This window comes from Nocardia sp. 852002-51101_SCH5132738 (genome assembly GCF_001665695.1).
Lineage (GTDB): Bacteria > Actinomycetota > Actinomycetes > Mycobacteriales > Mycobacteriaceae > Nocardia > Nocardia nova.
Genome location: NZ_LZML01000073.1, coordinates 22,517 through 46,503, shown reverse-complemented (window position 1 = coordinate 46,503; position 23,987 = coordinate 22,517). Strand labels below are relative to the sequence as shown.

The 23,987-nt window shown below is 67.8% G+C and carries 24 protein-coding genes and 1 pseudogene; 12 read left to right on the top strand and 13 right to left on the bottom strand.

The window, feature by feature from the left end:
* Nucleotides 1–39: 39 nt before the first annotated feature.
* The 10 genes from A5789_RS11230 to A5789_RS11185 all read right to left on the bottom strand — a co-directional run bounded on the left by A5789_RS11230 (nucleotide 40) and on the right by A5789_RS11185 (nucleotide 11,393).
* On the bottom strand, nucleotides 40–450 hold the full coding sequence (locus A5789_RS11230; protein WP_064903327.1) for a hypothetical protein: 411 nt from the start codon (nucleotides 448–450) through the stop codon (nucleotides 40–42).
* A gap of 1 nt (nucleotide 451) precedes the next feature.
* The gene (locus A5789_RS11225; protein WP_082940620.1) at nucleotides 452–1,543 is read right to left on the bottom strand and encodes a phosphotransferase family protein; all 1,092 of its coding nucleotides are present in this window, start codon (nucleotides 1,541–1,543) and stop codon (nucleotides 452–454) included.
* A gap of 25 nt (nucleotides 1,544–1,568) precedes the next feature.
* A complete protein-coding gene (locus A5789_RS11220) occupies nucleotides 1,569–2,375 on the bottom strand; it encodes an SDR family NAD(P)-dependent oxidoreductase (RefSeq protein ID WP_064903325.1) in 807 nt (268 codons plus the stop codon).
* Nucleotides 2,372–3,514 carry an acyl-CoA dehydrogenase family protein gene (locus A5789_RS11215; protein ID WP_064903322.1) on the bottom strand — a complete coding sequence of 381 codons (1,143 nt, stop codon included), beginning with the start codon at nucleotides 3,512–3,514 and terminating at the stop codon, nucleotides 2,372–2,374. Before A5789_RS11215 ends, A5789_RS11220 begins: the two co-directional genes overlap by 4 nt.
* A 1-nt stretch (nucleotide 3,515) precedes the next feature.
* Nucleotides 3,516–5,654, bottom strand: coding sequence for a 3-hydroxyacyl-CoA dehydrogenase NAD-binding domain-containing protein (locus tag A5789_RS11210; protein ID WP_064903362.1), 2,139 nt, complete (start codon nucleotides 5,652–5,654; stop codon nucleotides 3,516–3,518).
* Nucleotides 5,655–5,719: 65 nt separating this feature from the next.
* Entirely contained in the window at nucleotides 5,720–6,931 is a 1,212-nt protein-coding gene (locus A5789_RS11205; RefSeq protein ID WP_064903320.1) for an acetyl-CoA C-acetyltransferase, read from the bottom strand.
* Between the two features lie 111 nt (nucleotides 6,932–7,042).
* Complete coding sequence (locus tag A5789_RS11200; RefSeq protein ID WP_064903318.1) at nucleotides 7,043–8,611, bottom strand: AMP-binding protein; 1,569 nt, start codon at nucleotides 8,609–8,611, stop codon at nucleotides 7,043–7,045.
* Between the two features lie 49 nt (nucleotides 8,612–8,660).
* Nucleotides 8,661–9,650, bottom strand: a complete 990-nt coding sequence (locus A5789_RS11195) for a hypothetical protein (RefSeq protein ID WP_064903316.1) — start codon at nucleotides 9,648–9,650, stop codon at nucleotides 8,661–8,663.
* Between the two features lie 37 nt (nucleotides 9,651–9,687).
* Nucleotides 9,688–10,527 carry an enoyl-CoA hydratase-related protein gene (locus A5789_RS11190; protein ID WP_155525793.1) on the bottom strand — a complete coding sequence of 280 codons (840 nt, stop codon included), beginning with the start codon at nucleotides 10,525–10,527 and terminating at the stop codon, nucleotides 9,688–9,690.
* Between the two features lie 14 nt (nucleotides 10,528–10,541).
* A complete protein-coding gene (locus A5789_RS11185) occupies nucleotides 10,542–11,393 on the bottom strand; it encodes an SDR family oxidoreductase (RefSeq protein WP_228795425.1) in 852 nt (283 codons plus the stop codon).
* A 241-nt stretch (nucleotides 11,394–11,634) separates the two neighbouring features.
* Here A5789_RS11185 and A5789_RS11180 point away from each other — a divergent pair, with 241 nt between their 5' ends.
* The 10 genes and pseudogenes from A5789_RS11180 to A5789_RS11135 all read left to right on the top strand — a co-directional run.
* Nucleotides 11,635–12,819: a lipid-transfer protein gene (locus A5789_RS11180; protein WP_064903310.1), complete on the top strand. Its 1,185-nt coding sequence runs from the start codon at nucleotides 11,635–11,637 to the stop codon at nucleotides 12,817–12,819.
* A complete protein-coding gene (locus A5789_RS11175) occupies nucleotides 12,819–13,274 on the top strand; it encodes a MaoC family dehydratase N-terminal domain-containing protein (RefSeq protein ID WP_064903308.1) in 456 nt (151 codons plus the stop codon). The genes A5789_RS11180 and A5789_RS11175 overlap by 1 nt, the downstream gene beginning before the upstream one ends.
* Nucleotides 13,271–13,687, top strand: coding sequence for a MaoC/PaaZ C-terminal domain-containing protein (locus A5789_RS11170; RefSeq protein ID WP_064903306.1), 417 nt, complete (start codon nucleotides 13,271–13,273; stop codon nucleotides 13,685–13,687). The genes A5789_RS11175 and A5789_RS11170 overlap by 4 nt, the downstream gene beginning before the upstream one ends.
* Nucleotides 13,688–13,741: 54 nt before the next feature.
* Nucleotides 13,742–14,986 carry a TetR/AcrR family transcriptional regulator gene (locus A5789_RS11165; protein WP_082940619.1) on the top strand — a complete coding sequence of 415 codons (1,245 nt, stop codon included), beginning with the start codon at nucleotides 13,742–13,744 and terminating at the stop codon, nucleotides 14,984–14,986.
* A gap of 37 nt (nucleotides 14,987–15,023) precedes the next feature.
* Nucleotides 15,024–15,803, top strand: a complete 780-nt coding sequence (locus A5789_RS11160) for an SDR family NAD(P)-dependent oxidoreductase (RefSeq protein ID WP_064903304.1) — start codon at nucleotides 15,024–15,026, stop codon at nucleotides 15,801–15,803.
* Between the two features lie 665 nt (nucleotides 15,804–16,468).
* Complete coding sequence (locus A5789_RS11155) at nucleotides 16,469–17,674, top strand: cytochrome P450 (protein WP_064923266.1); 1,206 nt, start codon at nucleotides 16,469–16,471, stop codon at nucleotides 17,672–17,674.
* Nucleotides 17,675–17,713: 39 nt separating this feature from the next.
* The gene (locus tag A5789_RS11150) at nucleotides 17,714–18,703 is read left to right on the top strand and encodes a PDR/VanB family oxidoreductase (RefSeq protein ID WP_064903359.1); all 990 of its coding nucleotides are present in this window, start codon (nucleotides 17,714–17,716) and stop codon (nucleotides 18,701–18,703) included.
* A 37-nt stretch (nucleotides 18,704–18,740) separates the two neighbouring features.
* The gene (locus A5789_RS11145; protein ID WP_064903300.1) at nucleotides 18,741–19,568 is read left to right on the top strand and encodes an SDR family NAD(P)-dependent oxidoreductase; all 828 of its coding nucleotides are present in this window, start codon (nucleotides 18,741–18,743) and stop codon (nucleotides 19,566–19,568) included.
* A 177-nt stretch (nucleotides 19,569–19,745) separates the two neighbouring features.
* Nucleotides 19,746–20,066, top strand: a complete 321-nt coding sequence (locus tag A5789_RS11140) for a hypothetical protein (RefSeq protein ID WP_064903297.1) — start codon at nucleotides 19,746–19,748, stop codon at nucleotides 20,064–20,066.
* 84 nt (nucleotides 20,067–20,150) lie between these two features.
* Nucleotides 20,151–20,446 (top strand): annotated as a pseudogene (locus A5789_RS11135) (transposase); the annotation flags it as partial.
* Here the strand turns inward: A5789_RS11135 and A5789_RS37755 are convergent.
* Together A5789_RS37755 and A5789_RS37750 are read right to left on the bottom strand one after the other, a co-directional pair.
* Complete coding sequence (locus tag A5789_RS37755) at nucleotides 20,433–20,705, bottom strand: hypothetical protein (protein WP_227462989.1); 273 nt, start codon at nucleotides 20,703–20,705, stop codon at nucleotides 20,433–20,435. The pseudogene A5789_RS11135 and the gene A5789_RS37755 sit on opposite strands and share 14 nt — an antisense overlap.
* A gap of 294 nt (nucleotides 20,706–20,999) precedes the next feature.
* The gene (locus tag A5789_RS37750) at nucleotides 21,000–21,620 is read right to left on the bottom strand and encodes a hypothetical protein (protein WP_227462990.1); all 621 of its coding nucleotides are present in this window, start codon (nucleotides 21,618–21,620) and stop codon (nucleotides 21,000–21,002) included.
* Between the two features lie 118 nt (nucleotides 21,621–21,738).
* Between A5789_RS37750 and A5789_RS35455 the strand changes: the two genes are divergently transcribed.
* A complete protein-coding gene (locus A5789_RS35455; RefSeq protein WP_227462991.1) occupies nucleotides 21,739–21,873 on the top strand; it encodes a recombinase family protein in 135 nt (44 codons plus the stop codon).
* 590 nt (nucleotides 21,874–22,463) lie between these two features.
* The gene (locus tag A5789_RS11125) at nucleotides 22,464–23,240 is read left to right on the top strand and encodes a glycoside hydrolase family 19 protein (RefSeq protein WP_064903295.1); all 777 of its coding nucleotides are present in this window, start codon (nucleotides 22,464–22,466) and stop codon (nucleotides 23,238–23,240) included.
* Between the two features lie 85 nt (nucleotides 23,241–23,325).
* Here the strand turns inward: A5789_RS11125 and A5789_RS11120 are convergent, their stop codons facing one another.
* Nucleotides 23,326–23,943: a TetR/AcrR family transcriptional regulator gene (locus A5789_RS11120; protein ID WP_064903293.1), complete on the bottom strand. Its 618-nt coding sequence runs from the start codon at nucleotides 23,941–23,943 to the stop codon at nucleotides 23,326–23,328.
* Nucleotides 23,944–23,987: the final 44 nt, after the last annotated feature.

Below are 23,987 nucleotides of genomic sequence, written 5' to 3'. Positions count from 1 at the left end.
CCCCTTCGAGGGCCGGTCCGTCGCCCTGGATGTTCCGGGTCAGATCGGCAGTCCGGCGCGCAGGCCCACCGAGATCTGTTCGGCGACATCCGTTTCCGAGAATTCCAGGACGGATTCGACGAGCCCGGCGCGCGGGGCGCCGTCGCGGTAGGCCGCGCGCAGGACGTCGGACACGTCGCGGCGGCGCGCGCGCAAGGCGTCGACCCCGGCGTGGACATCGCCTGCCGGCGCGAGCCCGAGGCGCGTCGCCAGTGCCTCGGTGCGCTCGCAGGTCTGCGCGAGTGCCGCCTGGTCCCAGGCGATCCGCTGGGTGAGGTTGTCGAGCTGCTCGAGCACCGCGGCGAGTTCCTGGCGGGCGGTGCCGTCGGCCAGTGCGGGCGCCACGCGGTGGCCGAGGGTGTCCTTGATCGTGGCCAGCAGGCCGGTCAGGTCGGTCGAGTAGACGGTCATCTCAGTGTCCCCATTCTCCCTCGCGCAGCATGGTGGTCAGCCAGCCGACGCTGTAGTAGACGCTGTGGGCCATGTTCGAGTACCGCAGTTCGTCGCGGTCGCCACGCTTGTAGACATCAACGGCCTGCAGGCAGCCCACGGCCGTCTTGACCAGCGATTGCACCGACCACCAGGTGAGCGTTTCGGAGCTCGGCCGCCACCCGCCCGCGCGCTCGTATTCGTCGAGGAACGGCTCGAGCTCGATCAGCTTGCACAGCAGCGGTGAGCGGCCGCGCGAGGTGCGCTGCGCGAACCAGGCGATATCGGCCACCGGATCGGAGAAGTGCGCGGTCTCCCAATCCAGCACGCCGGAGATCGATCCGTCCTCGATCACCAGATTGCCGATCCGGAAATCGTTGTGCACCAGGCTCACCCCGCCCGACACGGTGTCGGCGCGATGGTCGAGCCACGCGCAGGCCAGGTCGAGCACGGGTATCGGGATGTCGGCCACCTCGCGGTAGGCGCGGGCCCACTTGTCGTTCTCGATCCGGCCGGTGTCGGCGCCGTCGGGCACCGGCCCGAGCATGTCCAGCCCCATCGAGGCCGGATCGGCGCTGTGCAGACGGGCCATCTCCCTGGCGACCTGCCGTCCGAGATCCGCGCGCACCGCGGCGTCGGGGATCAGGCGCGAGACGTTGTGCGGCATCGGGATGATGCCAGGCACCTTCTCCATCACGAAGAATCCGCGCTCACCGTCACGCTCGCCACGGTGCGCGAGCACGGCAGGCACCCGCATCCCCGCCCGGTCGGCGGCCTGCAGCAAGGCGACCTCGCGGTCCACGTCGTAGTCGTCGATGATGCCGCTGACCGGCTGGCGTTTGACCGCGTAGGTCGCGCTTCGCCGGTCGGCGCCTACGGTCCACTCGGCCGTGACCAGGTAGGTCTCCCACGAGTTGCCCTCGCCGCGCTGGTCGATGTCGATCAGGCGCAGAGTGTTGTTCGCGGACAGAGCGGTGTCCAGCGATGCGGTCAGCTCGGCGAAGAAGTCTTCGGCCTCGCCGGCGGTGGTTCCCCCGCTGTCGGGGGTGCGGTCTGCCTCGGCCACGGTCGTCACGGAAACCTCACTCGTGTCTCGGTCGTCAGAAGATCGTCGGGTTCGGGCCGCCGCCGTCGACGACGAGCCGTTGTCCGGTCACATAGCCGGAGTCCGGCGAGACCAGGAAAGCCACCGTGCCCGCGACGTCCTCGGGACGGCACACCCGCCCGAACGGCGAGTCGGCGTCGAGATCGCCGATGTCGGCGCCACGCGCCGCGGAGACGAGTCGTTTACCCATCTCGGTGGCGATCAGACCGGGGGCGACGATATTGGCGTGGATGCCGTAGCGGCGTTCCTCCCACGCGAGGGTCCGCACGCAGGTCTCCATCGCCGCCTTGGCCATGGTGTAGGGCGCGGCGTTCGGCGGGGCCGACGCCGTGGTGTTGGAGGAGATCATCACGATGTCGCCCCGGCCGGCCGCACCGGAGGCGGCCTCGCGCATGTCCGGCAGCAGCTGCTGGATCAGCGCGATCGGGCCGAATGCGTGCACCTGCATCAGCTGCAGGTAGTCGGCCTGCGGGGTCGAGGCCACGTCCTGGCCACGGCTGGCCGAACCGGCATTGCTGACGATCAGGTCCACCAGGCCGAGATCGGCGCGGATCGCGGTCACCATCTCGGCGACGGCCGCCGCGTCGTCGATCGACGCGCGGTAGGCCGCCGCGCGACCGCCCGAGGCGACGATCTGCTCGACCACCTCGTCGGCGGCCGCCGCGTCGCGCCGGTAGTTCACCGCCACCGCGGCGCCGTCGCGGGCCAGCCGCAGCGCGACCGCGCGACCGACGCCGCGCGAGCCGCCGGTGACGAGTGCGGTCCGTCCGGCGAGCGGGCCCGCCTGCGATGCGCTGGTCATCCGGCCACCACCGCGCGGCCGACGAGATCGGTCATCACTTCGTTCGCTCCTCCGTAGATGCGCTGGATGCGCGCGTCGCGCCACATCCGTGCGATGGGGTATTCCTCCATGTAGCCGTAGCCGCCGAACAGTTGCAGGCAGCGGTCGAGCACATTCCACTGCAGTTCGGTGGCTTTGTATTTGGCGCCGGCGGCCTCGGCGGCGGACAGTTCGCCGCGGTTGAGCGCGGTGACGCAACCGTCGATGTAGTGCTGCAGGATCTGGACGTCGGTGTGCATGTCGGCGATGGACATCCGCACCGACTGCAGGTCGGCCAGCGGCGCGCCGAACGCGACGCGCGAGCGCACGTGGTCCAGCGCCAGGCTCAGCCCGTGCGCTGCCGAAGCCACCGCCGAGACCGCGATCGAGAGCCGCTCGCGCGGCAGATTCGCGATCGCGGAGCCGAAGCCGCGCCCCGGTTCGCCGAGGATGTTCGCGACCGGGACCCGGCAGTCGGTGAAGAACAGTTCCGCCGTGTCCTGGGCCTTGCGCCCGATCTTGTGCATCGGGTTGCCGCGTTCGAATCCCGGTGTGCCGTATTCGACTCCGACCAGCGAGGTGCCGCGCCCGTCGCGTTCGCCGGTGCGCACGAGCACGATCGCCAGGTCGCAGGTCGCGCCGCTGGTGATGAACGTCTTGGCGCCGTTGATCACCAGGTGGTCGCCGTCGCGGACGGCGCTGGTGCGGATCGAGGCGAGGTCCGAGCCCGCTCCCGGTTCGGTCATCGCCAGGGCGGTGACGCCATCGCCGCGGGTGAATCTCGGCAGCCAACGCTGCTTCTGCTCGTCGGTGGCCAGGTCGCGCAGGTACGGGACGATGATGTCGTTCTGCATGCTGAACGTGTCACCGGCCATGCCCGAGCGCACGACCTCCTCGGCCATGACGGCGTTGTAGCGGAAGTCGTCGATGCCCAGGCCGCCGTATTCGGGATCGAATTCGAAACCCAGGAAACCGGATTCGGCCGCGGTGGTGATGAACCCGCGATCGACGGTGCCCGCCTGCTCCCACTTCTCGACGTTCGGCACGGCTTCCCGGTCGAGCAGTGCGCGGAAGGCCGAGCGGAACGCCTCGTGCTCGTCGGTGTACAGCTCTCTGCGCAACTCACCGCTCCGTCAGCGAGGCGGGCGGGGTGAACCGCGCGCCGTACCGGTCGGCCAGTTCCTGAGCGCGCGCCACGAACGCGGCGGTGCCGCCCGGGTAGCCCGCGACGAACTGGCTGGTGCCGCCGGTCCAGGTGGGGAAGCCGATGCCCAGCAGCGAGCCCACATTGGCGTCGGCGGTCGAGCGCAGGATGCCGTCGTCGTGGCAGCGGACGGTTTCGAGCACCTCGGCGAAGAGCAGACGATCGCGCAGCTCGGTGAGGTCGGCCTGCCGCTCGGTACGCGGGAACTTCTCGGCCAGACCCGACCACAGCCCCGCCCGCTTGCCGTCGACGTAGTCGTAGAAGCCGGCGCCGGCGAGGCGGCTCGGCCTGCCCAATTCCTCGACCATCGTGGTGAGCACCACGTCGCCGGGGTGGGCGGCGAGCTCTCCGCCGTTCTGTTCGGCGACCTCACGGAACTGGCCGCGGATCTTCAACGGCAACGACAGGGTCAGTTCGTCGAGCAGCGCCAGCGTGCCCACGGGGTAGCCGGCCTGCAGCGAGGCCTGCTCGATGGACTGCGGGTGGATGCCCTCGCCCACCATCGCGGCGGCCTCGACCAGGCGCTGAAGGATCACCCGGCTGGTGAAGAAGCCGCGGCCGTCGCCGACGACGATCGGGGTCTTGCGCATCTGCAGCGCGATGTCGAAGGCCTTGGCCAGGGTGGCATCGCTGGTCTTGTCGCCGACGATGATCTCGATCAGTTCCATGCGGTCGACCGGCGAGAAGAAGTGCAGGCCGATGAAATCCTCGGGGCGAGGCAGATCGCGGGCGAGGTCGGTGATCGGGAGCGTGGAGGTGTTGGAAGCCAGCACCGCGTCGGGGGCCACTACGTCGAGCACCTCGGCGAAGACCGTGCGCTTGAGATCAGGGTCCTCGAACACCGCCTCGATCACCAGATCAGCGCCGGCGAGATCCTGCACCGACGCGGTGGGGGTGATGAGTTCGAGGATCGCGTCGGCGTCCGCGCGGGTGCGGCTGCCCTTCTCGACCTGCTTGCCGAGCACCTTGCGGGCGTAGTCCTTACCGCGCTCGGCGGCGGCGAGATCGACGTCCTTCAGTGCCACCTTCATGCCGACGAGCGCGCACGACAGTGCCACGCCCGCGCCCATCATGCCCGCGCCGAGCACGGCGGCGAAGGTGGCGCGGTGGGTGGGGAAATCCTTCGGCCGGCTCGCGCCGGACTTGATGACCTGCTTGTCGAAGAAGGTGCCCTGGATGATGTTCTTGGCGATCGGGCCGGTGACCAGCTCGACGAAATAGCGGGTCTCGATCGCCGAAGCGGTGTCGAAGTCGACCTGGGTGCCCTCGACGGCCGCGCAGAGGATATTGGCCGGGGCAGGCATGGGCGCGCCCTTGTAACGGTTGCGCAGCGCGGCGGCGCGCATCGGCAGCACGGCCTCGATCGACGGCGTGTTGGCGGTGCCGCCGGGGATCCGCTCGCCGCGGTCCCACGGCTGGGTGGCGCCCGGGTTGGCCGAGATCCATTCCAGCGCTGCGGGAATCAGCGCCTCGGCGTCGGGGACGACGCGGTCGATCAGTCCGAGCGCGAGCGCGTCACCGACACGATAGGCGGTGCCGGGCAGCAGGACCTTGTCCAGGGCTGTGTCCAGGCCTAGCAGGCGGACGGTGCGCACGACGCCGCCACCGCCGGGCAGCAGGCCCAGGGTGACCTCGGGCAGTCCGATCCGGATCGACGGCGCGTCCACGGCGATGCGGTGGTGGCAGGCGAGCGCGATCTCGAGTCCACCGCCGAGCGCGCTGCCGCCCAGCGCGGCGACCACCGGGACGCCGAGGGTCTCGAGCTTGCGCAGCATGGCCTTGGCGCCGTCGGCGAAGGCGGTCAGTTCACCGGCCTGCTCGGTGGTGGTGGCGAGCAGATCACCGAGATCGCCGCCGGCGAAGAAGGTCTTCTTGGCCGAGGTCAGGATCACACCGGCCAGCTCGGAGCCCAGCCCGGCCAGCCGGTCCAGGGCCGCGGCGAAGGAGGCGGACCAGGCCGCGGTCATGGTGTTGACCGACTGGGTGGGGTCGTCGAAAGTCAGGACGACGACGCCGGATTCGGTTTGCTCCCAGGTGATGGTCTCGGTGGTGGTCACGGCGTCGGCCTCGCTCGAAGAGTTGTCGGAATTCTGATGGGGAGATGTCTGGGTCATCGGTGCGTTCACACCCGCTCGACGATCGTGGCGATGCCCATGCCGCCGCCGACGCACAGGGTGATCAGGCCGCGGCGCTGATCGCGGCGTTCGAGCTCGTCGATGACGGTGGAGATCAGCATGGCGCCGGTCGCGCCGAGCGGATGGCCCATGGCGATCGCGCCGCCGTTGACGTTGAGCTTCTCGTGCGGGATGTCGAGGTCTTTCATGAAGCGCAGGGCGACCGAGGAGAACGCCTCGTTGATCTCGAACAGGTCGATGTCGTCCACGCTCAGACCCGCGACGTCGAGCGCCTTGCGGCTGGCCGGGGCGGGACCGGTCAGCATGATCGTGGGATCGGCGCCGCTCACCGCGCCCGCGACGATGCGGGCGCGCGGGGTCAGGCCGAGTTCCTTGCCGACCGCCTCGTTGCCGAGCGCGACCAGAGAAGCGCCGTCGACGATGCCCGAGGAGTTACCACCGGTGTGCACATGATCGATCCGCTCCACCCAGTGGTACTTCTGCAGCGCGACCGCGTCGAATCCGGCCTGCGCGCCCAGCGCGGCGAAGGCGGGCTTGATCTTGCCCAGCGATTCGAGGGTGGTGCCGCGGCGGATGTGCTCGTCGTGGTCGAGGATCGTCTGACCGTTGCGGTCCAGCACCGGCACGATCGACCGCGCGAAACGGCCCTCGTCCCAGGCGGTCGCGGCGCGCCGCTGCGATTCGACGGCGAACGCGTCGACGTCCTCACGAGTGAAGCCCTCGAGCGTGGCGATCAGGTCGGCGCCGATGCCCTGCGGAACGAATCCGGTGGTCAGGTTGGTCTCCGGGTCGTTGGCCCAGGCACCACCGTCGGAGCCCATCGGCACCCGGGACATGCTCTCCACGCCGCCCGCGAGCACCAGCGACTCCCAGCCCGAGGCCACCTTCTGCGAGGCGGTGTTGACGGCCTCGAGCCCGGAGGCGCAGAACCGGTTCATCTGCACACCCGCCACGGTGTCGGGCAGGCCGGCGGCGAGCGCGGCGGTGCGCGCGATGTCGGCGCCCTGGTCGCGCAGCGGGCTGACCACGCCGAGGATCAGGTCGTCGATACGCTTGGGGTCCAGGCTCGGGTTGCGTTCCTGCAGCGCGCGCAGCAGGCCGACGACGAGCGAGACCGGCTTGACGCCGTGCAGGGATCCGTTCCTGCCGCGACCTCGCGGGGTGCGGAAGGCGTCGTACACGTACACGTCGTGAGGCATTTTGGGTGATCCTGTTCTGGGTGAGGGCCGCGCTCATAGGGCGGGGGTTCGGTCTGCGGCGCCCGCGCCGGGGTGGCGCTCGGTGGGCGGAACAGTCGGCGGGTGAGGCGGTCAGCCGGCGGCCGCGGACGATTCCGCGGTCTGCCAGTAGGCATCGCGCAACGGTTTCTTGTAGAGCTTTCCGGTGGGCAGTCGGGGCATCTCGTCGATGAAGTCGAACGACTTGGGGCACTTGAACTTCGCTAGGTTCCCGCGGCAGAACGCAGCCAGTTCGGCGGCCAGCTCCACACCGGCCACGGCCGGATCGACGGCCTGGATCACGGCCTTCACGGCTTCGCCGAAATCCTCGTCGGGGACGCCGAAGACGGCGGCGTCCATCACCTTCGGATGGGTGACGAGCAGGTTCTCGATCTCCTGCGGGTAGATGTTCACCCCGCCGGAGATGATGACGAACGCCTGACGGTCGGTGAGGTACAGGAATCCGTCCTCGTCGAGATAGCCGATGTCACCGATCTTGGACATCGTCCCGGTGGCGTCCTTGGCCTCGGCGGTCTTGCCCGGGTCGTTGAAGTACTCGAAGCCGCTGCCCGCACCGCGGAACCAGATGGTTCCCGCGACGCCGGGCGGGCACTGGTTGCCGTCCTCGTCGAGGATCACCGGCTCGCCCATGAACGGCCTGCCGACGGTGCCCTTGTGCGCCAGCCACTCCTCAGGCGTGCAGCCGCACATGCCGTTGGCCTCGGTGCCGCCGTAGTACTCGTAGACGACCGGGCCCCACCAGTCGAGCATGGCTTCCTTGACCGCGACCGGGCAGGGCGCGGCGCCGTGCACCACGACCTCGAGCGAGGAGAGGTCGCGGGCGCGCTTGTCCGCGGGCAGCTTGAGCATGCGGGAGAACATCGTCGGCACCACCATCGAGTGCGTGATGCGGTGCTTTTCGATCAGTTCGAGGTAGAGCTCGGCGTCGAATTTCTCCATCACGACCACCGTGGCGCCCAGGCGCAGGCTGATCGCGACCGTCGACTGCGGTCCGGAGTGGTAGAGCGGTGCGGGCGAGAGGAAGCGCATGCCCTCGCGCAGGTGGAACAGTGTGCGGCCGAAGTCCTCGATCGCCAGGATCTCGCCCGGATGCGCGTCGGGCAACAGGCGTTTGATCGCCTTGGGTTTGCCGGTGGTGCCGGAGGAGTAGAACATCGGGGTGCCGAGCCGTTCGTGCTCTCCCGGCTCGGGGCCGAATTCGGCGACCGCCGCGCGGTAGGACTCGTACGGTCCGGTCAGTGCGGGCGAGCCGGGTTCGGCGTCGACCATGAGCCACCGGCTCACCCGCGAACACAGTTCCGGGAACTGTTGTGCGACAGCAGCTTTCGCCACCGTGGTGATGACCAGCCTGGACTGCGAGTCGTCGATGATGTAAGCGGCCTCGGCGGCCGAGAGGAACGAGTTGACCGGGGTGTAGAACAGCCCCGACCGTTCGGCCGCCGACATCGCGACGATCATCTCGAGGTGGTTCTCCATGAACAGCGCGATGTGCTCACCCGGCGCCAGGCCCTCGGCGCGCAACAGCGCGGCCAGCCGGTTGGCCCGTGCGTCGAGGTCCGCATAGGTCAGGACCTCGCCGCCGGGGGCCATGACGATGGCTGGGCGATCGGGATGTTCGACGGCGTGGCGGCCCGGATACATGGGCGTACTCCTCGGAGGCTGTTCGGTCGGGGTGGCGCGGCGTGACTGCCTACGGGCGGATCGGACGTAGGAACTCCGCGACCGCCCAGCCGCCGTGTCCCTCGGCGAGGTCGACGGTCATCTGGCCCATCCGCACGGCGCGGTCCTCGGTGCGCTGGGTGACCGGGACGAAGTGCCGGATGGCGCCGTCGACGAGGATCGTCGGCAGGCCCTCGGCGGTGATGATGCCGACATGGCGTCCCGAGTAGGTGGATTCGCCCGCGTAGTCGGTGTGCACGATGTACTCGGTGATCGGGTGCGCGACACCGTCGGTGGTGAGGACCGCACCGGCGGACACCCGCACCCCGGACTTCTCGTATTCACCGTAGGCGCTGAAGGCGGTGCCGTCGGCGAGCCAGCCCGCCACCCATTCACCGGTGTAGGAGGCCCACTCGCGCGGCCCCCACGAGTGGTCGCGGAAGGAGGTGACCTTGTCGAGCACCCAGGTGCGGCTGCCGACCCGGATGGTGCCCGACAGGTGCCCGAACTGCTCGTAATGGTCGGTGGCGATGGTGGAACTGCCCGGAGTGCAGTCGCCGTCGCCGTCGCTGTTGATCACGAACATCGGGCTCGACGCCTCGTAGGACAGCGAGATCTCGCATTCCTCCGACGGCGCGTTCTTCAACGCGATGCGGCCCTGCTCGGCCATCAACGACGGATGGACCACGCGGGCAACGGTATTGCGGTAGGTGATCTCGGCCTTGCGAGTCGGTTCGGTGAAGATGATCTCGAGGCCCTGACCGGAGAAGTCGTCGTTGGTCTCGCGCGGGGTGCGCCCGGCCCGGAACGCGATAGCCCCACCGGGCAGGGTCAGCTGCACCGAGGTCTCGCTGTAGCCGAGGTTCGGCCGGTTGCCGATCCGGACCAGCCCGCCGAGCTGGGAGACCGGATCGACGAAGTTGAAGTAGACGCTCTCGTTGAAGTTGGGGATGCCCGCGAAGTCGTGGGTGCCCTCCGCGTCGGCGCCGTACTTACAGACGGTGAACGGTTCGTTGGTCATGGTGCTCCTCGGTGCAGCCTTCGGGCCGGGGACGGGCTCAGAACTTTTCGGCCGGAGACGGGTCGAGCGGAGGGAACACCGCGGGGCGGTGCTCGAGGAAGGACATGATTCCTTCGCGCGCGTCCGCCGAATCGACCCTGCTCGCGTACGCGCGGGATTCGTCCGCGGCCGCCGGCCCGGGATGGGAGTACTGCCACGCGGAGGCGAGCAGTCGCTTGGACAGCGCGACCGAGGTCGGCGAGGTGTCACGCGCGAACTGGTTCGCGTACTCCCTCGCCACGGTCATCACCTGATCGGCGGGGACCACCCGGGTGAGGTAGCCCGCCTCGTAAGCCTCGGCGGCGTCGAACACGCGACCGGTCAGGATCCAGTCCGTCGCCCGGCCGATCCCGACCAGCCGGGGCAGGAACCACGACGACGCGCCCTCCGGCACCACGCCACGGCGATTGAACACGAAGCCGAACCGAGCCTTCTCGCTGCCGATGCGGATGTCCATCGCCGCGGCTATCGTCGCCCCGCCGCCGATCGCGTGCCCGTTGAACGCGGCGATCACCGGCTTCTGCATGGCGAACAGCCGCTCGCTGATCCGGCCCGCGGGCTCGCGGTAACCGGTGGGGGTGTGCCCGTCGACGTCCTCGGCCAGCGCCTTCGACAGCGTCTCCGGGCCGTCCAGCGCCGCGCCCAGGGAGAAGGCCTCCCCGGCGCCGGTCACGATCACCGCGCGCACCGCGGGATCGCGGTCGGCCCGATCGAGTGCGCGCAGCAGATCCACCAGCATCGGGACCCGGAACGCGTTGCGACGCTGCGGGGCGTCGAGGGTCACTACGGCGATGCCCTCGGACGCCTCGTAGCGCACGTCCTCGAACTGTTCGGTCACGGCAGGAGCCTCGGTCACAGCCCGCCGCCGCAGACCAGGGTCTCGCCGGTGATGTAGCTCGACTCGGGGCTGCACAGCAGGTAGACCGCACCCGCGGCCTCCTCGACGGTGCCCGCCCGGCCGAGCGCGATCTGCTTGGTGGCCGCCTCCATCACCGCGGGATTCACCCCGACCTTGATGTCGCGGTCCTCCACCTTGATGGTCTTCTCCTCGGTGGTCACCGAGGTCAGACGGGTGTTGATCACGCCGTAGGCCACCGCATTGACGGTGACGTTGTAGCGCCCCCACTCCTTGGCGAGCGTCTTGGTCAGGCCGATCATGCCGGCCTTGGCCGAGGAGTAGTTCGCCTGGCCGGGGTTGCCCTGCATGCCGGAGGTGGAGGAGATGTTCACAACCTTGCGGCAGGGCACCGAGCCTGCTTCCCGCTCGCGCTTGACCGCCGCGCTGATCACCGGCTGTGCGGCGCGCAGGATGCGGAACGGCGCGGTGAGGTGCACGTCGATGATGTCGTTCCACTGCTGGTCGGTCATCTTCTGAATGACGTTGTCCCAGGTGTAGCCGGCGTTGTTGACGATGACGTCGATGCCGCCGAAGGTGTCCAACGCGGTGGCCACGAAGCGATCGGCGAACTCCGGGTCGGTGACGCTGCCGACGCAGGCCACGGCCTGACCGCCCAGCGCCTCGATCTCGGCGACGACCTCCTTCGCCGGCTCCGGATCGAGATCGTTGATCACAACTTTGGCCCCTTCGGACACCAGCTTCAGCGCGACCGCGCGCCCGATGCCACGGCCCGAGCCGGAAACCAACGCAACCTTGTCCTGCAGTTTCTGCACGCTCACGTGCTGCCTCCTGAGATTTGCCGCCATCGGCCCGACACCGGGGAATCGGCGTCGACCGGCGTGGAATAGTTCGCACCGACAGTCTGTGACTGCGGTCACTGGGGTGAATACTAACTTCAGACTACTTCACCGTCAATGCCGAGTTTTCTCAGGCATGATGCAGCATTTGTTAGTCGTGAATATGTATAGTCCCCTCAGGCCCGACGGTGCGCACACCCCCTCGGGCGCGCACTCCCTCGACCCAGACCCCTCGAGCAAGGACGGACCCATGACTAACGTCTGTATCAGCGGCGTCGGAATGATGCCCTTCACAAAACCCGGCAAGAGCGAGACCTACGAGAAGATGGGCGCCGCGGCGACCATCGCGGCCCTGCAGGACGCAGGCATCGACTACAGCGATGTCCAGCAGGCCTACGTCGGCTACGTCTACGGCGACTCCACCTCGGGCCAGAACGCCCTCTACCAGGTGGGCATGACCGGGATTCCGGTGGTCAATGTCAACAACAACTGCTCCACCGGATCGAGCGCCCTGTGGCTGGCGCGCCAAGCGGTCGCCTCCGGCACCGCCGACTGCGTGCTCGCCCTCGGCTTCGAGCAGATGCAGCCCGGCGCACTGGTCAACGCCTACGCCGACCGCCCGAGCCCGACCGCGCGCGGCGAGAACATCGCCGCGGCCAGGCCCGGCGGCGACGCACCGGCCCCGAGCGCGGCGAAGATGTTCGGCGGCGCGGGCGTGGAGTACATGTCCCGCTACGGCGTGACCAACGAAGTGTTCGGACGCGTCTCGGTGAAAGCACGCTCGCACGCGGGCCGCAACCCGCTGGCGGTCTTCCGCGACCCCATCGACCTGGACACCGTGATGAACTCCAAGCAGATCTGGGGCCCGCTGACCCTGCTGATGTGCTGCCCGCCCACCAACGGCGCCGCCGCGGCGATCGTGTGCAGCGAGGAGTTCGCCCGCGCCCGCGGCCTGGACGCGAGCATCCGCGTGCGGGCCCAGTCGATGGTCACCGACCTGGCGGGCACCTTCGACACCACCGACATGATGAAAGTCGCCGGCTACGACATGACCGCCAAGGCCGCCGCCGAGGTCTACGAACAGTCCGGCATCGACCCGCTCGACATCCCGGTGGTCGAGCTGCACGACTGCTTCAGCACCAACGAGGTCATCACCTACGAAGGCCTCGGCCTCACCCCCGAGGGCACCGCGGAGAAGTTCGTCCTCGACGGCGACAACACCTACGGCGGCCGCGTCGTGACCAACCCGTCCGGCGGCCTGCTCTCCAAGGGCCACCCCTTGGGCGCCACCGGCCTGGCGCAGTGCGCCGAACTGGTGTGGCAGCTGCGCGGCCAGGCCGGCGATCGCCAGGTCGACGGCGCGCGAATCGCATTGCAGCACAACCTCGGTCTCGGCGGCGCCTGCGTCGTGACCCTGTACGAGAAGGTGGGCTGATGTCCCTCGATCACGCAATCCTCGATGTCGTCACGCCGCCGGTGATCGCCGACATCGAACGCGGCCGGATCAAGCAGTTCGCCATCGCGATCGGCGAGCAGAACCGGATCTACCGCGACCGGGACGCCGCGATCGCGGCGGGCCATCCCGATGTGCTCGCCCCGCCGACCTTCCTGTTCGGCCTCGAACTCGAGAACTCCCCCGTCTTCGACGATCTCGCCGCCCACGGCGTCGACCTCGGCACCGTGCTGCACGGTGAGCAGCGATTCCGCTACTACGCCGACGTCCACGCCGGAGACCGGGTGCAGTTCGACTCCGCCTACGTCGACGCCTACTCCAAAGCTGGTGGCGCGCTCGACTTCCTGGTCCGCCGCACCACGGTGACCAGGGAGGGCGCGGTCGTGGCCGAACTCGAGAGCGTCAGCGTCATCAAGAACCCCGGAGGCACCTCGTGAACTCACCCGCACCCGCCACGACAACGTCTGTTCCGGAACTGCGTCCCGGCGCCGTCTCCCGCACGACGCTGGCCCTCTTCGCCGGCGCCTCGGGCGACCACAACCCGATCCACATCGATATCGACTCGGCACGGGCCTCCGGCATGGACGACGTCTTCGCCCACGGCATGCTGTCGATGGCCTACCTGGGCCGACTGCTCACCGACTGGGTGCCGCAGAGCCGCATCCTCGAACTGTCCACCCGATTCACCGCGATCACACCGGTTCTCGCCGAACCTGTGTTCCGCGCCGAGATCACCGGCATCGAGACCGTCGACGGCGAACAGCGCGCCCATCTCGACCTGACGGCCGAACTCGCGGACGGGACCAAGACGCTGGCCGGAAAAGCAGTTGTGGCGTGGCCAGGAGCATGACATGCCCAAGATGCGAAAATAGCCGCATGATCGCGCCCACAGGGAAGAGCTGACATGTCACGACCGACGGCGACGCCGACGACGAACACTGACACCGACGGTGAATCCGCGAGCCTGCCCACGCGAGGTAGCCAGCGCACCGAGCAGATCGCACGGGCCGCCGCGCGTCTGTTCCAGGACTTGGGGTACCAGAACGTCAGTATCGACCAGATCGGCGCCGCCGTCGGCCTGACCGGGCCCGCGGTCTACCGGCACTTCAAGGGCAAATACAACATCCTGGTGCGCGCGCTGCAAGGCCAGACCGACATGGTGGCCGAACTCGAGAAAACCGCGGACAGGACGGGTTCGACTCCCCGCGAGCAACTCGACCTGTTCCTCGAAGGGCTCAGTGATCTGACGGCCAACGGCGACGAGGCGACCTTGTGGCGGCGTGAGCGTCGGCACCTGCTCCAGGCCGAATACGAGTTGTTCCGCGGCTACTTCACCGCCAACCGCGACTACATCGCCTCGAAGATCACCGCCCTGAATCCGGCCGTAGACGAGCGTAAGGCCGAATTGCTCGGCTTCGCCGTGCTCACCATGTACTCGAACACGCCCGATATCCGCGGCCATCTGTCACCCGAGCGGTTGATGGAAATCCAAGCGGCCCTGGCCGAGACGATCATCGACTGCCCGTTGCCCGACATCGCGCCGGACGCGGTCGCACTGCCTCCCGCCGTGCCACGGCGCCCGGCAGGACGACGCGAGCGCATCATCGAGGCCTCCACCAGGTTGTTCGAGGAGCGCGGCTTCTACGACGTGCGCATCGACGACATCGCCAAGGCCTCGGAGATGTCGGTGGCCACGCTGTACCAGCACGTGACCGGCAAAGGGCAGGTGTTGCGCGCCATCCTGGAGCGAGGCGCCGAAGGGCTGCTCTACATGACCGCCGATGCCCTGGCGCACGCGACCGACGCGCGCGAGGTGCTCGACGCGCTCATCCGCACCTACATCAGACAGGCGCTGGGTGTGCACGGCCGGATCATGCAGATTCTGGCCACGGACCTGCTGTACCTGTCCGACGAGGAACAATCCGCTATGCGCGAGACCCAGCGCGAGTACGTCGCCGAGTGGGTGCAGGCCATCTGCGAACTCGCACCCGCCCTCACGACCGCGGACGCCCGCGCGCTCGCCCAGGCGGTGATCGGCGTCGTCACCGACATCTCGCAGCTTCCGCAGTTCCGGCAGCGGCCCGGGATCGCCGAGGAGCTCACCACCCTGGCGACCGCGATGGTGCTGCCGCAGAGCCTCATTCGATGAACATCCACTTTTACCCTCCGATAAGGGGACCCCAGCAATGTCAGAGACAGCACGGCGTCATGCCGTAGTCGTAGGTGGCGCTTCCGGCATCGGCGCCGCGATCGCCCGCGCAGTGGCCGCGGACGGAACGACGGTCACCGTCGCCGACCGCAATGCCGACCAGGCCCGCGCACTCGCCGATGAACTCGGCGCGGGCCATGACTCCGCCCGGGTGGAGATCACCGACGAGGACTCCGTCCGCGAGCTCTTCGAGACGGCACGCTCGGCCCACGGACGGGTCGACATCGCCGTGAACAGCGCCGGCGTCAGCGCGGCGGGCGCGGTCACCGATCTGCCCGTCGAGAAGTTCCGCCGAGTCGTCGATGTGTGCTTGACCGGCGCTTTCCTCGTTGTCAAACATGCGGCCCGCGCCATGGAGGCGGGCGGCGTCATCATCTCGCTGTCCTCGCTCAATGCCCGGCAGCCGGGAACCGGGATGGCGGCCTACTGCTCGGCGAAGGCCGGTCTGGCCATGCTGACCCAGGTCTCCGCGCTCGAACTCGCCCCGCGCGGCATCCGGGTCAACGCCATCGCCCCCGGTATCGTCATGACACCGTTGACCAGCCCCTCGATGAGCGTTCCCGGCCTCGAGGACGATTACATCGCCAACACTCCGCTGGGCAGACCGGGCACCCCGGAGGAAATCGCCGACGCCGCGGTCTACATCGCTCGCGCCGCGTGGCTCACCGGCGAGACCCTCGACATCAACGGCGGCGCACACCTGGTCAAGTACCCGGACCTGCTCACGCATTTCCAGCGCGCACGCGCCTCCGCCTGACAACGCCGCGCCGAGCGCGGTCCGAATCGTCCTGAGCTGCCGCCGCAGCGGGCCACCGCTGCGGCGTTTCGATGCTGCGGTGATCGGACGGCCGCGCGATCGAGTGCCTTTCGGACGGCTCAGAGCGTTCGGAGCGACCCTCGGGCAACCGCTGCCCGAGCTGTCGGCATTCCGCTGCGCCACCCACCACCTGAGCCTTGGCGCGGGGCCGGATCGCAGAGGCGACGTGCCACGTACTGTCGCTACGCCCAACGCGTCCACGGCGACAACCAGAAAGCCATAAGTTCATAATCGGCACTAACTCTATCGGCCACGACGGCCGTTTGCCGGGCCCGGAGCAGCCGATCGAAACAGCGAGGAACGGCTACCGAAGATCGCTCGCTTCACCCAGAATTTCGCTTTTTACCAGCAATTTTGCGGACACACATCCGCCACTTCCCGACGGCGCGAGCGGCTGCGAACAAGATTTATCACCAACCCCCATTGACGAGTCGTTTGCGACATGTCACGATATGAGCGCTAACACACTCTGTGCCCTCCGTCACATTCCACCGGATGGGCGAGCTCTCCCGGTTCCCCCGGATCACCGGGAGGCTCTCAGTTCGTCATCGAGCGGCGCCGGCCCCGACGGCCCACGGCACACCGGCCCCAACGAAGGAGCAGTAATGACAACGCAACCCGCCGAAGCAGAGGTCGGCACCGACGACCTCGCCTCGTTCCCGTTCCGTCGCGAGTGCCCGTTCTCGCTGTCGAAGCAGTACGAGTCCTACTCCGACGACGCGCTGCGCAAGGTCGACTTCAAGGGCACGCCCGGCTGGCTGGTCACCGGTTACAACAACGTCCGCTCCGTGCTCGCCGATCCGCGCACGAGCGTTCGCGGCATCGACGACTCCTCCCGCGGCGACGCCGGCGACCAGGCCGTGCCCGGCTTCTTCGTCGCCATGGACCCGCCGCAGCACGACGATCTGCGCCGCATCCTGGCCAAGGAGTTCACCCCGCGCCGGATGGCCGCCATGCGCCCGACCATCCAGCGCATCACCGACGAGCTGATCGACACCATGCTGGCCTCCGAGGGTCCGGTAGACCTGGTGGACGCGCTGGCCCTGCCGCTGCCCTCCCTGGTGATCTGCGAACTGCTCGGCGTCCCCTACGACAAGCACGATTTCTTCCAGGAACGCACCCGGGCCGTGCTGGCCCCGAACAGCACTCCCGAGGACATCGAGGCGGCGATCGGCGCGGTCATGATGTACCTCGCAGAGCTGGTGACCATCAAGCAGGCCGAGCCCGGCGACGACCTGATCAGCCTGCTGGCCAAGCACATCGACTCCGGTGCGCTGACCGTCATCGACGTCGCGGGCATGTCGACCTTCCTGCTGATGGCCGGACACGAGACGACCGGCAATATGATCGGCCTCGGCCTGTTCTCGCTGTTGGAGCACCCCGACCAGCTTGCCGAGCTGCGCAACGATCTCCAGCTCATGCCGCAGGCAGTCGAGGAACTGCTGCGCCACCTCGACATCATCGGCAACCTGCCCCGGACCGTCACCGAGGACATCGAGATCAACGGCCAGAAGATCGCCAAGGGCGAGCTGGTGATGATGTCCACCGAGGCGGCCAACAAAGACGCCGGCGTCTTCGACGACCCCGAACGCTTCGACATCCACCGCGACGCCAGCCGTCACATGACGTTCGGCCACGGCATCCACACCTGCCTCGGCGCTCCGCTGGCCCGCCTCGAGCTGGACATCGTGTTCACCACGCTGCTCGAGCGGATCCCCACGCTGCGCCTGGCGGTGCCCGCGGCCGAGGTCAAGGTCAAATTCGCCAGGATCTTCGGACTCGACGAATTGCCCATCACCTGGGATCGCTGACAGTTATCGCTCTCGTGTCCTGATGGAAGGAACGTGTCGTTGACACCTTCGAAAGTCTCGGCAGGTTCGACAGGCGAGGCCGCCGATGATCTGGATGTCGTCGTCGAAAGCATCGAGGATGTCGCAGCCTGCGTCAAAGCGCTGACCCTGCGACCGGTGACCGGCGCCGCGCTGCCCGCATGGCAGCCCGGTTCTCACATCGACGTGTTCCTTCCCTCGGGCGCGGTGCGCCAGTACTCGCTGTGCGGCGATCGCCACGATTCAGATGCGTGGCGGATCGCGGTGCTGCGCGAGCCAGCCGGCAAGGGCCGGGGCGGTTCGGAGTACATCCACACCTCGCTGCGTGCGGGCACGAAGATCCGGGTCGGCGCGCCCCGCGACAACTTCGCCCTGGTCGAGTCGCAGCGGTATCTGTTCATCGCGGGTGGCATCGGGATCACCCCGATCCTGCCGATGATCGCGCACGTCCACGAGCAAGGCGCCACGTGGCGACTGGTCTACGGCGGCCGCACCGCCGACTCCATGGCCTTCCGCGACGAACTCGAGCGATATGGCGATCGCGTCGAGTTCTGGCCCGAAGACCGCGCCGGCCTGATCGATCTGGCCCGCGTTCTCACCGAAACCCCCACGGACACCGCGATCTACAGCTGCGGCCCCACCGCGCTTCTCGAAGCGCTCGAAGAGCACTGCCGCGATCGGCCCGCGGGCGCATTGCACACCGAGCGTTTCGTGCCGAAGGCCGACGCCCGCACCGCCACTGACACGGCCTTCGAAGTCGTTCTGGCCAAACAGGATCGGACGATCACCATTCCGCCGGACAAGAGCATCCTGCACACGCTCGAAGCCGCCGGAGTCGAGGTGCTCTCGTCCTGCCAGCAGGGCATGTGCGGCCGGTGTGAACAGACGGTCCTCGAAGGGAGGCCGGACCACCGGGACGAGGTCCTGACTCCCGAAGAACGCGAAAGCAACGAATACATCCTCATCTGTGTATCCCGGTGCCTGGGCGAGCGCCTGGTCCTGGATCTGTGAACCGACTTCCGAACACATATTTCGACAGGAGAGAACAATGGGTCGCGTAGAAGGCAAGATTGCGATCGTCACCGGTGCGACATTCGTCGAGCAGGGCGGTCTCAACATCGGCGGCGCCACCGCCACGGAACTGGCGGCCGAAGGCGCGCGCGTGGTCGTGGCCGACATCAATATCGAAGGCGCGCAGCGCCTCGCGGACATCCTCAACGAGCGGCACGGCGAGAAGACCGCCCTCGCGTACGGCCTCGATCTGCGCAACGAGAACGAGATCGAGCAGCTGGTGCAGCGGACCGTCGAGTACTTCGGCGCCCCCGGCATCGTGGTCAACAACGCGGGCATCTTCCCCATGGACGACGGTGACGTCGCCACCATGTCCATCGAGACCTGGGACAACGTCCTGGCCGTCAACCTGCGCGCCGCGATGCTGGTAACCAAGCACACCCTGCCCTACCTGCGTGAACACGGTGGCTCGATCATCAACACCGCCTCCACGCATGCCTTCGCCGGCGACAACAGCCTCACCGGTTACGGCGCCACGAAGGCCGCCCTGCTCGCGCTGACCAAGTACACCGCGACCCAGTACGGCAAGGAGGGCGTGCGCTGCAACGCGATCTGCCCCGGCACCACCACCACTCCCCCAGCGCAGGCACTGCCGCAGGAGATCAAGGACATCTACATCCGGCACACGATGAACCCGACGCTCAACGGCCCTACCGAACTGGCCAAGGCGTACCTGTTCCTCGCCTCCGACGACTCGCGCGGCATCAACGGCGAGGTGATCCGGGTCGACGGCGGCCTGCTCGCCCACCAGCCGTTCGTCCCGGACATGCGCAACCTCGGAATGACCACGGCCGAAAGCCAGTGACCCCCGACCTGTCGAACCCCGACCTGCCCTGATCCACTCCACCATCGGTTCGACAGCATCCGCATACGGCCCCGGGGAGCCCCTCCGCTTCTCCGGGGCCGGCCTGCGTTCCGCCCGCACCCGAAAACGTTCCCGCCGAGTGCGATTCGCACGTCGCTACCGAACAGGACACCGAAGATGACGACCTTTCAACCGAACCGGCAGGCCATCACCGCCGGGCGGGGCGTCCCCGCGCACCATCGACGGCCTCACCCGCGCGAGCGGATCCCGGCTGGACCGCAGGCCCAGCGCGGGCCCCGGCCGGATGCCTGGCAGATCGTGGAGTTCGCCGAGGCGTGGTCCCCCTTCGGCGGCCCGCCGGACGAAGAGTTGTTCGTGCAATTCGGCATGAGCCGCTCCCGGTTCGCCGAAGTCCTCGCCGAGTCGGTCGAGCAGATCACCCGCCAATTACGCCCGGGACAACGCCGTTTCTCGGATCGTGGACAGCGCCTCCGATAATCGGCAGTCATGAGGTGCAGTCACGATCGGTAACCCTGTCTACTCGTGGACTGGGGTATTCGATCTCCTCGGAGACAGTTCTGGCCGATCGAGGTGAAGGTTCCTCGGGACACCGCCGGCACGTTCGAGCCGCAGATCGTCCGCAAACGCCAGCGGCGGCTGCCCGGGGTGGATGAGATGGTGCTGTCGCTGTCGGCCAAGGGCCTGACCCACGGTGAGATCAGCGCGCACCTTGCCGAGGGCTATGGCGCCGAGGTGTCACAGCAGACGATCTCGGTCATCACCGACAAGGTGATCGACGGGATGGCCGACTGGGGAGAACCGGCCCCCTGGACCGCGTCTACCCGATCCTGTTCGTGGATGCCATCAAGGTGAAGATCCCGGGTCTGGCGCAGACTTCGTGATCTTGCAACTGCGGCCGGAATTCGCACTGCGGCCACCAGCCCCGCTTCGGATGCCGGACCACGTCTCGTTGATGTCGTCGCGCGCCCATTCGACGATGTCACCGTCGGCGCGGACGTCACCGGTGAGCCAGAACGCTTCGTCGGGTGCCCATCCCGCGATCACCGACGCCGCGTCACCGTCGACATCGATAGCGATGCCCGCAGCCGCGAGATAGCCGGCGACGGTGAGGTGCACTCCCCCGTACTCCTCGGCTACGGCATGCCAGTCGGGCAGAACCCACCGTCCGTCGCGGCCCGTGGTGCGGTACCAGTCGTGGCGTTTCTGCGCCGTGACCTCGAGCGGGAACCGCTGACACAGATGCGCCCAGGCGGCAGCGCCGTCGATTTCGAACGTATCGATGTCTGCCGGGATGATCTGTCGCCGAGCCCAGGCACGATACTCACCCGCGGAGTCTTCGACGAACCACAGGGACGCGGGCGAACCGTCATCGAGTGTCCGCGTGGAGCACGGAACACCGAGCGGCGACGACTACCACACGCCGGAGTAGGCGGCTGTCGGATCGGTGGGGCGTTCTCGCGCCGCGCGTTTCTCCTCTGCAACGACCCGGTCCAGCCATGTGGTGAGCACTTTCCCGACCGAAGGAACGCTGTCGTGTCGCTTGCCCCATCTCAGGGACCACTGCTCGTCGCGAACAACGCCGGTGGTCCACCACCGAGCGTGCTCCGACGCACTGAGGTGTTCGGCGACGCGTCGCAGTTCTGGAAGCATCGGGTCCGTCATGGCGAGAACATCTTCGCCTTCGGGCTCCTGCCAGTACCGGGCGGAATCTGTGGTCGCCGCGAGCGCGGTATGCAAATCCTTTTTCGTCACATCGGGCAGCGGCACGTCCGCCAGCAGTCGCGCCACGTGTTCGGGGGCAACGCGCGGAAGGGGCTGGTCGGCGCCGGGTCCGTAGCTGACGCATGCGACTCCGCTTCCCGCGTCGAGTTGGTGAGCGGCGTAGAACACTCCGGAGCAGAAGGAGTCCTGCGTGTGTTCGACGCGCACACGCTCGTCGGCGAGGCGCGCGTACTCGAGGAGAAGACGACGACCCCGTGGGCCCGCCAGCAGTGCCTCGGTGAGCGTCGCCGGAGTTTCCCCTGCCACCATGAATCCAGTAGATCACTACCGCTGCGGCGACTTCGATCGAACGGCTGTTCCGCCGCGCCTATCCGGATCGATGCGGGTTGAGCTTTGTTGCGCCACTTGATGATTGACGATTCGAGCGGTGGTTCGACTGCGTGAACGCGAGGTGCGTTTCGGGCTCGGCAGCCGGATCAACGACGGGAACGATCCGTTCGGCAATCTCTTCCTGCAAACCCTGGCGATGGTCGCCGAATTCGAAGCCAACCTCGGCCACTGACGAACCCGCGAAGACATGGCCGAGGCGCGAGCGAAGGGCCGACCGCAGGGCCGACCAGGCCGGCGAAATACGCCCCCGTCCAGCCTCGTGACGCTCGAACACGTAACGGCCGTCGTGATGTGAACGTGATCTGGAGTACAAAACCGCAAACTGTGAGCGGCGACATAGTTTAGGAAAGTTCCCCCGGTCAGACGCCTGAAAATGTGGTAACCAACCATCGCGCGGCTCCGCTTCCGACGTCTCGTCGTTGTCGGAGTGATGCCGGAGCGTTATCGTATGGATATACGTTCGGCTACCTGGTCCGAATGTGCCTTGCGAATCGTAATTCGCACCTCCCAATTGAAACCGCCGCCAAATTCTAGCCGCGCCTTCGGCGTGAGAAACCGGTCGGCGGACTGATCGCGGTAGGACGCGCGCCCGACTCCGGTCGAGGCGCGGCACAGCGCAGCGCCCGCAGCATCGCGACAGTTCGGTCGTTCCGGGTCAGGCCATCCCCACAGCACTCCGTGCAGAGGCGAGTTCATTCGGACCCGCCCGGCTGCTCGCTGCCCGCTGTGTGCCCGAACAGTCGAGAACAGGAATCAGACCGCATGTCCGCAACATCCACACGCCGCAGATCCATGACCTCGATCGTCCGCACCGCCGGTGCCGTGTCGCTGGCCGCCACCGCGGCAGCGACCATCATCGCCACGGCCGGCGGTGGCCAGTCGTCCACAGCACAGGCGATCGATATCAAGGCGCTCGCGACTACCGTCGCCGCAGCCGGCGCGCCCGGAGCAGCTCAGGCACCCGGCCCGGCCCCTCAGCCCGCCGCGGCCCCGGCCCCTCCGCCCATCGCGGCCCCCGCGGCGCTGCCCGGCGCCGATCAGGCGAATGTCACCACCTGGCTACCGGACATCAACAGCGCGATGCAGTCGGCCGGAATCGACACACCGCAGCGTGCCGCCGCTTTCCTCGCCCAGGTCGGACAGGAGACCGCCGGTTTCGCCACGTTGACCGAATACAGCGACGGTAGCGACTACAACGGACGGGCAGATCTCGGCAACACCCAACCGGGCGACGGCCCCAGGTACAAAGGGCGCGGTGGCCTCCAACTCACCGGACGCCACAACTACGAACGCGCAAGCCAGGCGCTCGGTGTCGACTTCGTCAATCACCCCGAGCTTGTGGCGGATCCGAAGTACGCGTTCGCCACCGCCGCGTGGTACTGGAACACCCACAACCTCAACGCCGCCGCCGACAACGCGCACCCCCAGGACCCCGCGAGCATCGATCCCGTCTCACGCATCATCAACGGCGGTTCCAACGGAAGAGACGTCCGGCGTGAACACTTCATCCAGGCATGCCAAATCCTGAAATGCCCGTAAGCCGCGCAGGCTCGCCGCTGATCGGAATGTCTCGCTCGGTGATCCGGAAACGGGTTGCGCAGTGCGCACCAGGGGTCGCGGGCGCCTATCCCGACCACTGCCGCATAACCGAGGCGTCGTCGGACACGTGTAGCGCCAGCTCGGCCGCCACCGTTTCGCCGATCGCCGTACGCCGGGCCGACCGTCGGGCAGCGTCGGGCTCCGTGGCGGTGGCCAGGCGATCCAGGGTAGGCAACGCATGCCAGCTGTAACACAGCGACAGAATCGTCAGAAGTAGTTCTCTCGCAGCGGATTCCGGAAGCTCCGGCACGGCGTCGCGGATACTTCGAAGCTTGCCCAGCATGCTCTCGCGCCGCTCGGATTCGGCCACCGGTGCCCCCAATTCCAGACTCTCCCAGAACAGCAGGCGCGCCAATGCGGGCTTGTAGCAGAGGTGATCGAAGAACCGCTCGGCATAACCGATCACCGCAGCGGTTCCCTCCCCTTCGACCTGAACCGCCTCACCGAGTTCGCCGATTTCCCGGGCGATCACGATGGCGAAGAGCTGATCCTTGGTGCCGAAATACTTGTAGATCCGCTCCTTGTTGACCCCCGCAGCGGCCGCGATGCGGTCCACGCGCGCACCTGCCAGCCCGCGCTCACCGAATTCCGCCACTGCGGCGTCCAGCAGCAATCGTCGGGTGCGTTCGGTGTCCCAGGCCATGCGGCCAGACTAGCAAATTCTCCAACTAAACAGTTGCAGAATTT